Source organism: Brevundimonas sediminis (genome assembly GCF_048799765.1).
Lineage (GTDB): Bacteria > Pseudomonadota > Alphaproteobacteria > Caulobacterales > Caulobacteraceae > Brevundimonas.
In genome coordinates, this window is the sequence record NZ_JBLYQK010000002.1 from 23,924 (window position 1) to 36,849 (window position 12,926).

Genomic DNA, 12,926 nt, shown 5'->3' on the forward strand with positions numbered 1-12,926 from the left:
GTCGGGAGGGGTGATTGGTGGTTGGTAATTGGTGGGCGGCTGGATCAGGCGTTCGCGCTCACAGGACGATCACCAGCGTGGCCGCATCGAGCCACCAATCACCAACCACCAATCACTTCAGGCCCTCCGGCCTCAGGCGGCTTCAGCCTTGCGCAGCGCCGAGGCCCGGATCTTCTCGCTCTCGGACTTCAGCTGACCGCAGGCGGCCAGGATGTCGCGACCGCGCGGGGTGCGGATGGGCGAAGCATAGCCGGCCTTGTTCAGGATGGCGGCGAAGCGCTCGATCGTCTTCCAGTCCGAGCATTCGTACTCAACCCCCGGCCAGGGGTTGAACGGGATCAGGTTGATCTTGGCCGGAATGCCCTCGATCAGCTTCATCAGCGCACGGGCTTCCTCGGGGCTGTCGTTGACGCCCTTCAGCATCACGTACTCGAAGGTCACGCGGCGGGCGTTCGACAGGCCGGGATAGGCCCGGATCGCCGCCATCAGCTGTTCCAGCGGGTATTTCTTGTTCAGCGGCACCAGCACGTCGCGCAGCGGGTCGTTGGTGGCGTGCAGGCTGATGGCCAGCATGGTCTGGGTGCGCTCGCCCAGCTCGGCGATCTTGGGCACCACGCCGGACGTCGACACCGTGATCCGGCGACGCGAGATGGCGATGCCCTCGTTGTCCGAGATGATGTCGATGGCATTCGACACGTGATCCAGATTGTAGAGCGGCTCGCCCATGCCCATGAACACGATGTTCGACAGGCGGCGGTCTTCCTTGGGCGACGGCCATTCACCCAGATCGTCACGGGCGACCTGGACCTGGGCCACGATCTCGGCGGTGGTCAGGTTGCGGACCAGCTTCTGGGTGCCGGTGTGGCAGAAGGTGCAGTTCAGGGTGCAGCCGACCTGGGACGACACGCACAGGGCGCCGGCCCGGCCCACGTCGGGGATGTAGACGGTCTCGATCTCGATGCCCGGCGCGGTGCGGATCAGCCATTTGCGGGTGCCGTCCCTGGACACCTGACGCTCGACGATCTCGGGACGGGCCAGGGTGAAGGCCTCGGCCAGTTTGGCCTGCATGTCCTTGGCGACGTTCGACATCGCCGCGAAGTCGGTGACGCCGTAGTGGTGGATCCAGCTCCACACCTGCGACGCCCGCATCTTCGCCTTTTCGGGCGGACAAACCCCGGCGTCGATCAGCGCCTGCCGCAGCTCCGCGCGCGTCAGACCGGACAGGTTGACGGGGGCTGCAGACGGGGTCGCGGTCGTGCGCGAAAGGTCGAGCGTCAGGCTCAAGGCGGCATCCTTCGAGGTCGGGAGAACGGCCTTATACCACAGATCGCGCTGGATTTAAGGCGGTGGGCGAAGCCGGGCGTAGAGCTCGGGTCGCTCCGTCGCCAAACGATGCCGAGCCTGACGAGCGTCGGCCATGTGAGCGGTCGTTTTCTCCCAGTCGGCGACGGCCCGGATCAACCGTCCTTCGCGCCCCAAAAGGTGATCCGCATGTCTGACCACGACGATGTTCGGCGTGGATTGTGGGCGAATGGCGAGGAGTTGTTCGATAGCCTCCGGTTCGCGCCCCGGGCCCAGCCGATCCGCGAATACGGCCAGCGCAATCGCCGCTGAACGGCCGACGCCATGAAAGCAGTGCACCAGCAATGCGGTGTCCCGGTTGTCTCTGGCGAAATTCAGGGCGCGCTCGACCTGTTCTTCGGTCGCGACCGACAAGCCTAAAGTATCGTCATCAACGTCTTCAAAGGCCAGAACGAGGTGTGGTGGCGCCGGCTTTTGTGTAAAGCGCAGCCGGATCGCCGGGCGCGCTCCGGGATCCTCAAGCGTGATGACCGCTCCGAAGGCCCGCTTGTGTTTGCGGGCCTGCGAAAGGCTTCCGACGACGATCTGGCCCGGGGACGGCGTCATGTCAGTCCGCCTCGTCCTCGATGTGATGGATCTGGTCGTCGTCGAGGCCGAAGTGGTGGCCGATTTCGTGGATCAGGACGTGGGCGATGATCTCGTCCAGCCCGACGTCGCCGCGCTCGCACCACTCATCGAGGATGGGGCGGCGGTACAGGAAGATGCGCGAGGGTTCGGCCGCCGGGCCCATGCTGTCGCGCAGGCCGATGTCCACGCCGTGATACAGGCCCGTCAGCTCGAACGGGTCCTCCATGCCGAAGCCCGCCAGCACCTCGTCATCGGCGAAGTCGTCGACGCGAATGACGACATCCCCGGCCAGCCCCCTGAACGGCTCGGGGAGGGCGTCGAACGCCTCCCGCGCCAGTCGGGCGAAGTCCTCGAGGGAGGGGGCGAGTTGGTTGGTCCACTGCATAGGGAAGAGGGTCGAGGGTCGGGGGTCGAGGGTCAAGGCTCCGAGCGGGCTCCGGCGGTTTCGCCGCATTTCTCATCCCTCGCCCCTCGACCCTAGTCCCTCGCCCCTCTTCAGGTATGGTTACCGAATCAAGCTGCGGGAGCTGAACGACACACATGGCCGAGGCGGACATCGCCTATGTCGCGACCGCGGGCGCCGCGGGACTGGCGCTGGCGCTCAGCGCCTGGGCCGCGCGGCTGCGTGCGCGTCTGGCCGAACGGAACACCGCGCTCGAGGCCGCCATGCAGAAGGCGAACCTCGATCTGTCCGCCCGGGACGGCGCGCTGGCGGCGTTCGAGGACGTCCGTGTCGCCCTGACACCCGGCGGCGGGGCTGACCGACTGGGCTCGCCTGCGACATGGGAACTGATTGTCCGTGATCTGACGAAGGGCGCGGAGGTTTTCCCGGACGACCCCGCCTATGTGGTTCTGGATGCCGTGCGCGGCGTGGCCGGGCCGCGTCTGGACGGGCTGATCGAACGCGGCGAGGCGTTTGATGCGGTGCTGGAAGGCGAATCCGGGGCCTGGGCCGTCGAGGGCCGCAGCGCCGCCGGCGCCGCCTGGCTGCGCCTGTCGCGACTGGGCCTGATCGGCACGGCGGCCGAGAGCGGGCTGGGGTTGCTGGCCGACTATTATCCGGCCCCGACCTGGGTGGTCGACGCGGGCGGGCGTCTGGCCTGGGCCAATCGGGCCTGGCTGGCGGAAATGAAGGTCGAGACGGTCGAGGCCGCGCGTGACAAGGCTCTCACCTTTGACCGCGGCGCCGACGCCATCGTGGCCGAGGCCGGGCGGCTGCATCAGCGTCAGGAAGGCTTCCGCTGGACCACGGGTGGCGGACGCCGTCGCGCCTGGCGGATCGTGGCCGAGCCGGCGCCCGGCGGCGGGGTCCTGGCCTTCGCCCTGGACATGACCGAGGCCGAGGAGACGCGCGACACCCTGCGCCGTCACGTCGAGGCTCACGACGAGACCCTGAACCACATCGCCGACGCGGTCGCCATCTTCGGCCCGTCCAAGCGGCTGGCCTTCCACAACACCGCCTTCCAGCAGATGTTCAATGTGGATCCCGGCTATCTGGACGAGCGGCCGACCCACGCCGAACTGCTGGACCGCCTGCGCCAGCGCCGGCTGCTGCCGGAGGTGATCGACTATGCGGGCTGGAAGGCGCGCGAGCTGGACTTCTACGGCGCCGCGGCGGCCGCGCCGGACGACAGCTGGTCCCTGCCGGACGGGCGCACCCTGCGCGTCGTGCGTCAGCCGCACCCGCTGGGCGGCGTCCTGCTGCTGTTCTCGGACATCACCGACGAGCTGAAGCTGCGCAGCCGGTTCAATGCCCAGCTCCAGGTCCAGACGGCCACCCTCGACAAGCTGAACGACGCCGTGGCCGTGTTCGGCTCGGACGGCCGTATCCGCCTGCACAACGAGGCGTTCGAGACCTTCTGGAGCGTGACCGGCGAACAGCTGCGCGCGGCGGGGGATTTCGACGCCGTCGCGGCCCTGTGCCAGACCACCATGCCGGACCCGAGCCTGTGGCTGGGCCTCAAGGCGCGGGTGGCCGATCCGGATCCGGAAAGTCGCGTGCCCATCTCCGGCGAGGGGCGGACGGCGGACGGCCGCATCGCCGCCTGGCAGACCCGTCCCCTGCCGGACGGCGCCACCCTGGTCGCCTTCTCGGACGTGACCGCGCGTCGCGAGCTGGAGCAGGCCCTGGCCGCCAAGGCGCAGGCGCTGGAGGAGGCGACGGCCCTGAAGCGGGAGTTCGTCGGCAGCGTCTCCTATGAATTGCGCACCCCGCTGACCACCATCGTCGGCTACTCCGAACTTCTGGAGCTGCAGGGCGACCTGCCCGAACGCAGCCGCCAGCACGCGGGGGCGATCCGCGTCGCCGCCAGCCAGCTGGCGACCTCGATCGACGATGTCCTGGACATGGCCCAGATCGATGCGGGCGAGATGGAGCTCACCCTCGGCGACGTCCGGGTCAGCGACCTGCTGGATGCCGCGGCGGAGAAGGTCCGGGCCCGGATCGAGGGGCGCGGCGCCGCCCTGACGGTCGCCTGCCCCACGGGGCTGCGCCCCATCCGGGCGGACGCCCAGCGGGTCGGGCAGGCGCTGGAACACCTGTTGGACAACGCCGCCCGGGCGGTGGGCGAGGGGGGCGAGGTCCATCTGATCGCCGAGGGCGCGCCGTCCGAGGTGCGCATCCGGGTCGAGGACACCGGGCGCGGCATCCCCTATCATCTGCAGGCGCACGTCTTTGACCGCTTCGTCCGGCGCGAGCGGGGCGGCCCGGGAGTCGGCCTGGCGCTGGTCAAGGCCCTGGTCGAGCTGCACGGCGGCTGGGCGGAGGTGGAGAGTGAACCCGGCAAGGGCGCGGCCTTCATCCTTCACCTGCCGCTGGAGGCGACGGGCGTCGCCGCCGCGCCGGAGTTGCGGCTCGGCTAGATTCCTATAGAGCGGCGGAGAACTTCAGGACCGCCCCATGGCCGACGCCCTTCTCAAGACCGCCCTCATCTACGACTTCGACGGCACCCTCGCGCGGGGGAATATGCAGGAAGTCAGCTTCATCCCGTCCGTCGGCATGGGCATCGGCGACTTCTGGGGCGAGGCCGAGACGTTGACGAGGGAGGCCGACGGCGACGGCATCCTGATGTACATGCAGCTGATGCTGCAGCACGCCCGCCAGAACGGCGCGCCCATCACCCGCAAGGGACTCCGCGAGCACGGCCAGGACGTGAAGCTGTTCGACGGCCTCAAAAGCGACCTGACCGGCAAGGGCTGGTTCGAGCGCATCAACGCCAAGGGCCGCGAATACGGCCTCGATATCGAGCACTATATCGTCTCCGCCGGACTGGAAGAGATGATCGACGGCTGTCCGATCCGCGACGCGTTCCACCACGTCTTCGCCTCGAAATTCGTCTACGATGAAAACGGCGTGGCCATCTGGCCGGCGGTGGGGGTGAACTACACCACCAAGACCCAGTATCTGTTCCGCATCAACAAGGGCGTGCTGAACCACTGGGAGCACGACAAGATCAACAAATTCATGGCTGACGACGCCCGCCCGATCCCCTTCGAGCGGATGATCTTCCTCGGCGACGGCGACACCGACGTCCCGACCATGAAGATGATGCACACCAAGGGCGGTTTCTCGATCGCGGTCTATGACCCGCGCAATTCCGAGAAGGACCAGAAGAAGATCTACTCCCTGATCTCCGAGGACCGGGTCAATTTCGTCGCGTCCGCGGACTACCGGGAAGGCTCGCCCCTGGACCTGATCGTGAAGGGCCTGATCGGCCGCATCGCCATCAACGCCGGGACCATGCCCGAGGGCGTCTGACCGTCGCATCCGAAACGGTCACCGGCGGCGACTACTCTCCTGAAGGCGGATGGACCGCCGGAGGAGTTCCATGCTGCATCGACTGACCGGCCTGCTGACCCTGATCGCCACCCTCCTGCTCGGAGGGCCCGCCCTGGCGCAGGAAGTGACCCAACGCCCGATCGGAGGCTTCCCGCACGCCGTCCTCTACACCGTGGGCGACGAGCCCAAGCCGGTGGTGGTCATTCTTCACGGCGCTGACGGCAATGACGAGGCCGGCGTCCGCTTCGGCCCGATCCTGGCCCGGATGGGCTATGCCGCTGTGGGCCTGCCCTATTATTCGCCGAACTGGGGCGAGTACGGCCCGCCGCCGAAATTCCCCGACCTGCCCGGCAGCTTCATCGACATCCGCGTCGACCAGATCGCCGAACTGCGCGAGGCCCTGCGTGGCATGCCCGGCGCTGATGTGGAGCGTTTCGGCCTGTTCGGCGCCTCCAAGGGGGCCGAGTTCGCACTGATCGCGGGCAGCCGCTATCCGTGGATCGACAGCATCGTCGCCTACACCCCCACAGACGTGGTCTGGGAAGGCTGGGGGCTGGAAATGGTCGAGGCGGAAGGCACGCGCTCGTCCTTCTCGTTCGGCGGCCAGCCCCTGCCCTTCGTCCCCTATCGTGGGTTTGTCGAAGGCCTGCTGGCCGGTCCGGCGGCGGACCTGCGCGCCATCCATGAGAACGGTCGGGCCGATCATCCGGAGACGGCCGTCGCCGCCCGTATCCCGGTTGAAAACTATCCCGGCGCCCTGCTGCTGATCGCAGGCGGACAGGATGCCCAGTGGAACTCGGCCCGGGCGGTGCGGGCGATCTCTGCGGATCGGGCGGCGGCGGGACTCCGGACCGAAACCGCCGTCTATCCGGACGCCGGGCATGATCTGGTCGGGGACGGCGAGGTGCGTCGGGTCGAGCGCAGCGGCGGCACGCCCGAGGCCGACGCGGCGGCGCGCGCCGACGCCTGGCCCAAGGTCGTGGACTTCATGGATCGGACGCTGAACCAGATCCGGACCAACTGAACCGGAGCCGCTTCGCGATCCCGTCGATGCCGGGGCTGTCTGGACCGCGTCCGATCCAGCCGATCTCGTTCCAGCTCTAGCGCCCGCCGGCGCGCAGATAGGCGGCCCGCGCGGCGGCGAGACGGGATGGCGTCAGGCCCCGCAGGCTGGCCTGGCCCCTGCGCCGGAGCCCGGCCTCCTGTCCCTTCGACCAGGCGACGTCGGCCTCTATGGCGACGCCTTGCGCAAGGTCGACGATCTGGACCTGTCCGGGCAGGGCCAGTTTCCGGTCCAGCCTGACCTTGAGGCCCGAGGCGGACACGTCGGTGATCAGACAGGGCATCTCCAGTCCGGGCGCGACCACAATTCCCCGCGCATTGGCGGGCGAGCGCGGTTCAAGGCGGCGATCCTCAAAACTCATGGGGTGATAGTGACCGGCAGACGGTTTCGATCCAGTTGAGCGATGACGTCCGCCCGCACGCCGCCCTGAAGCATCCGACGGCTCAAACGTTCGAAATGCTGGATGAAATCGGCGATCCCGTGGCGTTCGTCGGACGTCAGGACGCGGCCGAGCAAGCCTTCCTCCTGCTCGCACCGCCAGGCATGAACCACCTCGAAGCCGGGCGCGCGGAGAAACAGGCGGGCGTCCAGCCGGGCCGACAGGGCGAGATAGCGGCCGCCGGCGAACGCGTTCACGGCCTTGCGCCAGACGCCATCCGGGTCACGGTCCGCTTCCAGCCGGTTCAGGGGAGACGCCAGGGCTTCCGGCGCCTCGGGCAGGACGCCCAGGCACCAGCCGTCGACCAGAATGGCGCGGGGGCGGCCCCGGAATCGGGGCCATTCGGCCTCGGGCCGTCGGTCATCGGCCCGCTTGTCGAAGACAGGCAGGGGCGTCTCGTCCCCGGCGCCCGCGGCGGACAGGGCCGAGAGTGTCCGCTCCAGCAGGTCCAGGTCATGGGTGCCGGGCGGCCCGCGAGTGGCGAACAGGGGGTGGAGGTCCCGCGCCATCGCCACGCGCGCGTCCCGGGTCAGGTAGACGTCGTCCAGCGACAGTTGCACCGCGCCGAAAGCCTGCGCCGCCGCGCGGGCGAGGGTCGTTTTGCCCGAGCCCTGCGATCCGGCGATACCGATGACCGGCGGGCGATCCGTCGGACCCGCCTCGATCAGGCGACCGATCAGGTCGACCAGGTCGGGTGTCAGTGCTGGTTTTCCGGTAGGCGGACGATCAGGCCGTCCAGATCATCCGTGACGCGGATCTGGCAGGACAGGCGGCTGTTCGGCTGAACATTCTCGGCGAAGTCCAGCATCGACTCCTCCATCGCCGACGGGCGTCCCGTCTCGGCCTGGAAGGCCTCGTCCACATAGACGTGGCAGGTGGCGCAGGCGCAGGCGCCGCCGCAGTCGGCGTCGATGCCCGGGACATTGTTCCGGATCGCGCCTTCCATGACGCTGAGGCCGTTCTTGACCTCGACCGTATGCTCACGGCCGTCGTGCTCGATGTAGGTGATCTTCGCCATCAAGGACGCGCCGGCGATCAGGCCGGCGCCTTCCCTTTCTTCCGGCTCGGCGAGACCATCAGCTTCTTGGTCTCGGCGATGGCCTTGGCCGGGTTCAGCCCCTTCGGGCAGACCTGGGCGCAGTTCATGATCGTGTGGCAACGATACAGCTTGAAGGGGTCCTCAAGGTCGTCGAGGCGCTTCTGGGTCGCGTCATCGCGGCTGTCGGCGATCCAGCGGTAGGACTGCAGCAGGGCGGCCGGGCCGAGGTACTCTTCCTGGTTCCACCAGTAGCTCGGGCACGAGGTCGAGCAGCAGGCGCACAGGATGCACTCGTACAGGCCGTCCAGCTTGGCGCGGTCTTCCGGCGACTGCAGGCGCTCCGTGGTCGGATCGGGCTCGTCCGACTGCAGATAGGGCTGGATCGAGTCGTACTGGGCGTAGAACAGGCTCAGGTCGGTCACCAGATCCTTCACCACCGGCTGGTGCGGCAGCGGGGCGATGGAGATGGTGTCCGAGGCGCACTCGTCCATGCCCTTGGTGCAGGCCAGGGTGTTGCGCCCGTCGATGGTCATCGAGCACGAGCCGCAGATGCCTTCGCGGCACGACCGGCGGAAGGCCAGGGTCGGGTCGATCTCGTTCTTGATGTGGATCAGGGCGTCCAGAAGCATCGGACCGTGCTCGTCGGCCGAGACCTCGTAGACATCCCAGCGCGGGCTGGCGTCGACCTCGGGGTCGTAACGGTAGACCTTGTAGGTCTTGACGTTCTTCGCGCCCTTCGGGGCCTTGTAGACCTTACCCTTGGTGGGCCTGGAGCCACGGGGGAGAGCAAGCTGGACCATTAGTACACCCGCGCCTTGGGTTCGATGTACGAGACCTCGTCGGACATCGTGTAATTATGCACCGGACGGTAGTCGATCTTCACAGTCTCGCCGGCCGTCTTCCAGGCGAGGGTGTGCTTCATCCAGTTCGTGTCGTCGCGATCCGGATAGTCCTCGCGGGCGTGGGCGCCGCGCGACTCCGTCCGGTTCAGGGCGCCCTCGATGGTGACCAGCGCCTGATCGATCAGGTTGTCATACTCGAGGGTCTCGACCAGGTCGGTGTTCCAGATCAGGCCACGATCGCTGGTCTTGATGTCCGAACCCTGGGCGTGGATGGCGCGCAGTTTGGCGACGCCTTCCTCGAGGGTCTTGCCGGTGCGGAACACGGCGGCGTCCGACTGCATCGCCCGCTGCATCTCGATGCGCAGCTTGGCGGTGGGGGTCGAGCCGTCGGCGAAACGGAAGCGGTCCAGACGCGCCAGATGGCCGTCGGTGGCGCTGGCCGGGGCGTCGGGGACAGCGCTGTTCCGGTCGACGATCTCGCCGGTGCGCAGACCGGCCGCGCGACCGAACACGACCAGGTCGGTCAGCGAGTTCGAGCCCAGGCGATTGGCGCCGTGCACCGAGACGCAGGCGGCCTCGCCCACGGCCATCAGGCCGGGCACCACGCTGTCCGGGTTGCCGTCGCGCAGGGTCAGAACCTCGCCGTGATAGTTCGTCGGAATGCCGCCCATGTTGTAATGGACGGTCGGCAGGACCGGGATCGGCTGCCGGGTGACGTCGACGCCGGCGAAGATCTTGGCCGATTCCGAGATGCCCGGCAGGCGCTCATGCAGGATCGCCGGATCAAGGTGATCCAGGTGCAGGAAGATGTGGTCCTTGTTGGGGCCCACGCCGCGGCCTTCGCGGATCTCGATGGTCATGGAGCGGCTGACCATGTCGCGCGGGGCGAGGTCCTTCACGGTCGGCGCGTAGCGCTCCATGAAACGCTCGCCTTCCGAGTTGGTCAGGTAGCCGCCCTCGCCACGGGCGCCCTCGGTGATCAGGCAGCCGGCGCCGTAGATGCCGGTGGGGTGGAACTGCACGAACTCCATGTCCTGCAGCGGCAGGCCGGCGCGCAGCACCATGGCGTTGCCGTCGCCGGTGCAGGTGTGGGCCGAGGTGGCCGAGAAATAGGCGCGGCCGTAACCGCCGGTCGCCAGGATGACCAGCTTGGCGCGGAAACGGTGCAGGGTGCCGTCGTCCAGCTTCAGCGCGGTCAGGCCGGTGCAGACGCCGTCCTGCATGATCAGGTCCAGGCCGAAATACTCGACGAAGAACTCGACCTCGCGGCGGACCGACTGGCCGTAGAGGGTGTGCAGGATGGCGTGGCCGGTGCGGTCGGCGGCGGCGCAGGTGCGCTGCACCGGGCCTTCACCGAAGTTGCGGGTCATGCCGCCGAAGGCGCGCTGGTAGATCTTGCCTTCCTCGGTCCGCGAGAAGGGCACGCCCCAGTGTTCCAGTTCGTAGACGGCCTGGGGCGCGTTCCGCACCAGATATTCGATGGCGTCCTGGTCGCCCAGCCAGTCCGACCCCTTGACGGTGTCGTACATGTGCCATTGCCAGCTGTCCTCGCCCATGTTGCCGAGCGAGGCGGAGATGCCCCCCTGAGCCGCCACGGTGTGGGAGCGGGTCGGGAAGACCTTGGTCACGCAGGCGACCTTCAGGCCTTGCTGGGCGGCGCCCAGGGCGGCGCGGAGGCCTGAGCCCCCGGCGCCGAGAACCACGACGTCATAGGCGTGATCGACGAATTCGTAAGCAGCCACCGATCAGGCTCCGATACCGGCCGGGAGCGGGGCCGAGCCCAGCGCCAGGCGCACGATGAAGAAGACGCTGGCCGCGGCCAGAGCGAAGAAGACGAGGTTGACCAGGAACAGCGACAGGCGCTTGGCGCCGGCGGTGTGGACGTAGTCCTCGACGATCACCTTCCAGGCCAGGGCGGCGAAGGTGCAGAAGATCACCACGGTGGCGATCAGCAGGCCGGCATTGACCGGACGGGTGAACCAGTCGGCGATCATCGCATGGTCGGCGCCCGCGAGGCTGAAGCCGGTCCAGGCGACCCACAGTCCGAGCGGCATCAGCGCCAGCAGGCAGACGCGCTCCAGGGCCCATTCGCCCGCGCCGTGGCGCTCGGAAATCTTGACGTTCTTACGGAATTTTGCCGGACCGCTCACAGCGAAACCCTCCCGGTGGCGAACAGGGCCGCCCAGAACAGGATCGCCAGCGGGACCGGACCCCAGACGGCGATGTTCGACAGCAGGACGGCGGACTTGAGCGTCAGGCCGTTGCCGGTGTCGTTGATCAGGTGGCGGCCGCCGTTCAGGATGAAGGAGAACAGCACCACCGTCAGGCCGAAGCCGACAAACAGGCCCAGCGGCGAGCCGGCGAGGCCCAGCGCCGTGGCGTAGGCTTCCGGACCGCAGGCGAGGGCGGCCAGCCAGGCCAGGCCGAACACGGCCCCGACGCTGGCGGCGCCGATGGTGACCCGGAACAGGATCGAGGCCGTCATGGTGACGTGCCAGCGCCAGTTCTGCAGGTGAGGGGAAAGCGGGGTGATGCGGCCGTTGGGCTGACGCACGAAGCGACCGGTGTGGTCGCCAGTCTGGTCGCCCGTCGTAGGAGAGCTCGACATTTGCGAATGGTTCTCAAAAAACCTGAGCGAAAACAGCCGCTCGAAATCGGTGAACAGGCTTTAGTCAGCGACGGCGGGAGGGTCAACGCAGCCAAGGTTCACAACTTCGGCCGGGCGCGACCGATCGTGCCGACGTTTTTCATCACGATTTCGAGCGCGGGCAATCTGTAGTAGCTTTGGAAACCTTCTCAAGGCAGCCTTGGTCGCATGTCAGGTCTCCTCGTCGTCGCATTCGCGGGCGCTCTCCTGCAGCAGTCCGCCCCCCACCCGTCCTCGCAGGTGCTCTATTCGGCGCCGGCGATCCGTCCGTTCGAGCCGAACTCGAGCTTCGGGCGCGAGAACGCCCAGGGCGACGGCGACGAGACCCAGCGACAGCCCCTTCAGGCGTCTGTGTCGGTGGACGCCTATGCGCGGTCGTATGAGTTCGTCCCGGGGACGGTCGAGGTGGCCTACAATCGCGGCGTGGCCAACGCCGAGCGTCGGGTCGACCAGACCGCGGGGCCGCTGGACGGCAGCTGGCGCGTCGCCGACGATCGCGGACGCGTCCTGTTCGGCCTGGTGATGAGCGATCCCCGCGGCGGCATCATCGAGGGCGGCTGGCGCAATCCGGAAGGTTTCGGCGTGGCGACGGCCAACGGTCGGACGGTCACCCTTGAAGGCATGGGCGTGCTCACGCTGGAACGTCACGGCGAGGGCTGGCGCGGAACCCTCGCGTCGAACGGCCGCTCCCGCGCTGTAACCGTCGTCCGGCCCGACTAGGCCTGCGAACCCAGTCTCAGGCGCGAGACGGCCGCCTGCAGGCCGGAGGCGCCGTAGGGCGTGGCGGGACCGCGCCCCCAGACAGGATCCGGCCAGACCGGATCGTCGTGGCGTCGCCCGACCACATGAATGTGCAGCTGGGCGGTCACATTGCCCAGAGCGCCCACGTTCAGCTTCTGGACCGGCCGGCCCGCCGCGGCGCCCAGCGCCCGCACGGCGTCGCCCGCCTTGAGAACTTCCTCCATCAGCGCCATCCGTTCGACCGGGGCGAGGTCCTCGAGCTCGTGAAGGCCGGGGCGGCGCGGAAGCAGGATCAGCCAGGGGAAGCGGCTGTCGTCCTGAAGCCGCACCTGACACAGGGGCCAGTCCATCACGATGACGGAACCCGCGTCGAAGGCGGAATCGGCTTTGAAGTCAGTGGACATGACACCTCGGTCGCCTGTCGGCGGCCGGGCGTCAAGCGATCCGG

At 68.1% G+C, this 12,926-nt stretch carries 16 protein-coding genes; 5 read left to right on the forward strand and 11 right to left on the reverse strand.

Features of this window, described 5'->3' with window-relative positions:
• Positions 1–132: 132 nt before the first annotated feature.
• From rlmN to ACLQ7T_RS01585, 3 genes are read right to left on the reverse strand one after another with little or no spacing between them, the layout of a single operon-like run.
• Positions 133–1,284 (reverse strand): dual-specificity RNA methyltransferase RlmN, encoded by a 1,152-nt coding sequence (gene rlmN, locus ACLQ7T_RS01575; protein WP_420477819.1) that lies wholly within the window; start codon positions 1,282–1,284, stop codon positions 133–135.
• A gap of 54 nt (positions 1,285–1,338) precedes the next feature.
• Complete coding sequence (locus ACLQ7T_RS01580; protein ID WP_420477820.1) at positions 1,339–1,908, reverse strand: tyrosine phosphatase family protein; 570 nt, start codon at positions 1,906–1,908, stop codon at positions 1,339–1,341.
• A gap of 1 nt (position 1,909) precedes the next feature.
• The gene (locus tag ACLQ7T_RS01585; protein WP_420477999.1) at positions 1,910–2,314 is read right to left on the reverse strand and encodes a metallopeptidase family protein; all 405 of its coding nucleotides are present in this window, start codon (positions 2,312–2,314) and stop codon (positions 1,910–1,912) included.
• Positions 2,315–2,469: 155 nt separating this feature from the next.
• On the opposite strand from ACLQ7T_RS01585, the gene ACLQ7T_RS01590 reads away from it, so the two are divergent.
• The 3 genes from ACLQ7T_RS01590 (at position 2,470) to ACLQ7T_RS01600 (ending at position 6,731) form a co-directional block, all read left to right on the forward strand.
• Complete coding sequence (locus ACLQ7T_RS01590; RefSeq protein ID WP_420477821.1) at positions 2,470–4,791, forward strand: ATP-binding protein; 2,322 nt, start codon at positions 2,470–2,472, stop codon at positions 4,789–4,791.
• A gap of 37 nt (positions 4,792–4,828) precedes the next feature.
• A complete protein-coding gene (locus ACLQ7T_RS01595; protein WP_420470534.1) occupies positions 4,829–5,686 on the forward strand; it encodes an HAD family hydrolase in 858 nt (285 codons plus the stop codon).
• 70 nt (positions 5,687–5,756) lie between these two features.
• Positions 5,757–6,731, forward strand: a complete 975-nt coding sequence (locus tag ACLQ7T_RS01600; protein WP_420477822.1) for a dienelactone hydrolase family protein — start codon at positions 5,757–5,759, stop codon at positions 6,729–6,731.
• 76 nt (positions 6,732–6,807) lie between these two features.
• Here the strand turns inward: ACLQ7T_RS01600 and ACLQ7T_RS01605 are convergent, their stop codons facing one another.
• The 7 genes from ACLQ7T_RS01605 to sdhC are packed head-to-tail and all read right to left on the reverse strand — an operon-like array spanning position 6,808 to position 11,698.
• Complete coding sequence (locus ACLQ7T_RS01605) at positions 6,808–7,131, reverse strand: PilZ domain-containing protein (RefSeq protein ID WP_420477823.1); 324 nt, start codon at positions 7,129–7,131, stop codon at positions 6,808–6,810.
• Positions 7,128–7,910, reverse strand: a complete 783-nt coding sequence (locus ACLQ7T_RS01610; protein WP_420478000.1) for a kinase — start codon at positions 7,908–7,910, stop codon at positions 7,128–7,130. Before ACLQ7T_RS01610 ends, ACLQ7T_RS01605 begins: the two co-directional genes overlap by 4 nt.
• Entirely contained in the window at positions 7,907–8,227 is a 321-nt protein-coding gene (locus ACLQ7T_RS01615) for a 2Fe-2S iron-sulfur cluster-binding protein (RefSeq protein WP_420477824.1), read from the reverse strand. The genes ACLQ7T_RS01610 and ACLQ7T_RS01615 overlap by 4 nt, the downstream gene beginning before the upstream one ends.
• A gap of 17 nt (positions 8,228–8,244) precedes the next feature.
• Entirely contained in the window at positions 8,245–9,048 is an 804-nt protein-coding gene (locus ACLQ7T_RS01620; RefSeq protein WP_420470530.1) for a succinate dehydrogenase iron-sulfur subunit, read from the reverse strand.
• On the reverse strand, positions 9,048–10,832 hold the full coding sequence (gene sdhA / locus ACLQ7T_RS01625) for a succinate dehydrogenase flavoprotein subunit (protein WP_420477825.1): 1,785 nt from the start codon (positions 10,830–10,832) through the stop codon (positions 9,048–9,050). Before sdhA ends, ACLQ7T_RS01620 begins: the two co-directional genes overlap by 1 nt.
• A 3-nt stretch (positions 10,833–10,835) precedes the next feature.
• Positions 10,836–11,240: a succinate dehydrogenase, hydrophobic membrane anchor protein gene (gene sdhD / locus ACLQ7T_RS01630; RefSeq protein WP_420477826.1), complete on the reverse strand. Its 405-nt coding sequence runs from the start codon at positions 11,238–11,240 to the stop codon at positions 10,836–10,838.
• Positions 11,237–11,698, reverse strand: coding sequence for a succinate dehydrogenase, cytochrome b556 subunit (gene sdhC / locus ACLQ7T_RS01635; RefSeq protein ID WP_420477827.1), 462 nt, complete (start codon positions 11,696–11,698; stop codon positions 11,237–11,239). The genes sdhD and sdhC overlap by 4 nt, the downstream gene beginning before the upstream one ends.
• Positions 11,699–11,704: 6 nt before the next feature.
• On the opposite strand from sdhC, the gene ACLQ7T_RS01640 reads away from it, so the two are divergent.
• Positions 11,705–11,869: a hypothetical protein gene (locus ACLQ7T_RS01640; RefSeq protein WP_420477828.1), complete on the forward strand. Its 165-nt coding sequence runs from the start codon at positions 11,705–11,707 to the stop codon at positions 11,867–11,869.
• A 36-nt stretch (positions 11,870–11,905) separates the two neighbouring features.
• On the forward strand, positions 11,906–12,457 hold the full coding sequence (locus tag ACLQ7T_RS01645) for a hypothetical protein (RefSeq protein ID WP_420470525.1): 552 nt from the start codon (positions 11,906–11,908) through the stop codon (positions 12,455–12,457).
• Here the strand turns inward: ACLQ7T_RS01645 and ACLQ7T_RS01650 are convergent.
• Complete coding sequence (locus ACLQ7T_RS01650) at positions 12,454–12,882, reverse strand: HIT domain-containing protein (protein WP_420477829.1); 429 nt, start codon at positions 12,880–12,882, stop codon at positions 12,454–12,456. The genes ACLQ7T_RS01645 and ACLQ7T_RS01650 overlap by 4 nt on opposite strands.
• Positions 12,883–12,926: the final 44 nt, after the last annotated feature.

What these genes read in the sequence shown, in the direction of transcription:
- ACLQ7T_RS01580 (WP_420477820.1), bottom strand. Translation starts at nt 1,908, where the DNA reads ATGACGCCGTCCCCGGGCCAGATCGTCGTCGGAAGCCTTTCGCAGGCC.
- ACLQ7T_RS01585 (WP_420477999.1), bottom strand. Translation starts at nt 2,314, where the DNA reads ATGCAGTGGACCAACCAACTCGCCCCCTCCCTCGAGGACTTCGCCCGA.
- ACLQ7T_RS01590 (WP_420477821.1), top strand. Translation starts at nt 2,470, where the DNA reads ATGGCCGAGGCGGACATCGCCTATGTCGCGACCGCGGGCGCCGCGGGA.
- ACLQ7T_RS01595 (WP_420470534.1), top strand. Translation starts at nt 4,829, where the DNA reads ATGGCCGACGCCCTTCTCAAGACCGCCCTCATCTACGACTTCGACGGC.
- ACLQ7T_RS01600 (WP_420477822.1), top strand. Translation starts at nt 5,757, where the DNA reads ATGCTGCATCGACTGACCGGCCTGCTGACCCTGATCGCCACCCTCCTG.
- ACLQ7T_RS01605 (WP_420477823.1), bottom strand. Translation starts at nt 7,131, where the DNA reads ATGAGTTTTGAGGATCGCCGCCTTGAACCGCGCTCGCCCGCCAATGCG.
- ACLQ7T_RS01615 (WP_420477824.1), bottom strand. Translation starts at nt 8,227, where the DNA reads ATGGCGAAGATCACCTACATCGAGCACGACGGCCGTGAGCATACGGTC.
- ACLQ7T_RS01620 (WP_420470530.1), bottom strand. Translation starts at nt 9,048, where the DNA reads ATGGTCCAGCTTGCTCTCCCCCGTGGCTCCAGGCCCACCAAGGGTAAG.
- sdhC (WP_420477827.1), bottom strand. Translation starts at nt 11,698, where the DNA reads ATGTCGAGCTCTCCTACGACGGGCGACCAGACTGGCGACCACACCGGT.
- ACLQ7T_RS01640 (WP_420477828.1), top strand. Translation starts at nt 11,705, where the DNA reads ATGGTTCTCAAAAAACCTGAGCGAAAACAGCCGCTCGAAATCGGTGAA.
- ACLQ7T_RS01645 (WP_420470525.1), top strand. Translation starts at nt 11,906, where the DNA reads ATGTCAGGTCTCCTCGTCGTCGCATTCGCGGGCGCTCTCCTGCAGCAG.
- ACLQ7T_RS01650 (WP_420477829.1), bottom strand. Translation starts at nt 12,882, where the DNA reads ATGTCCACTGACTTCAAAGCCGATTCCGCCTTCGACGCGGGTTCCGTC.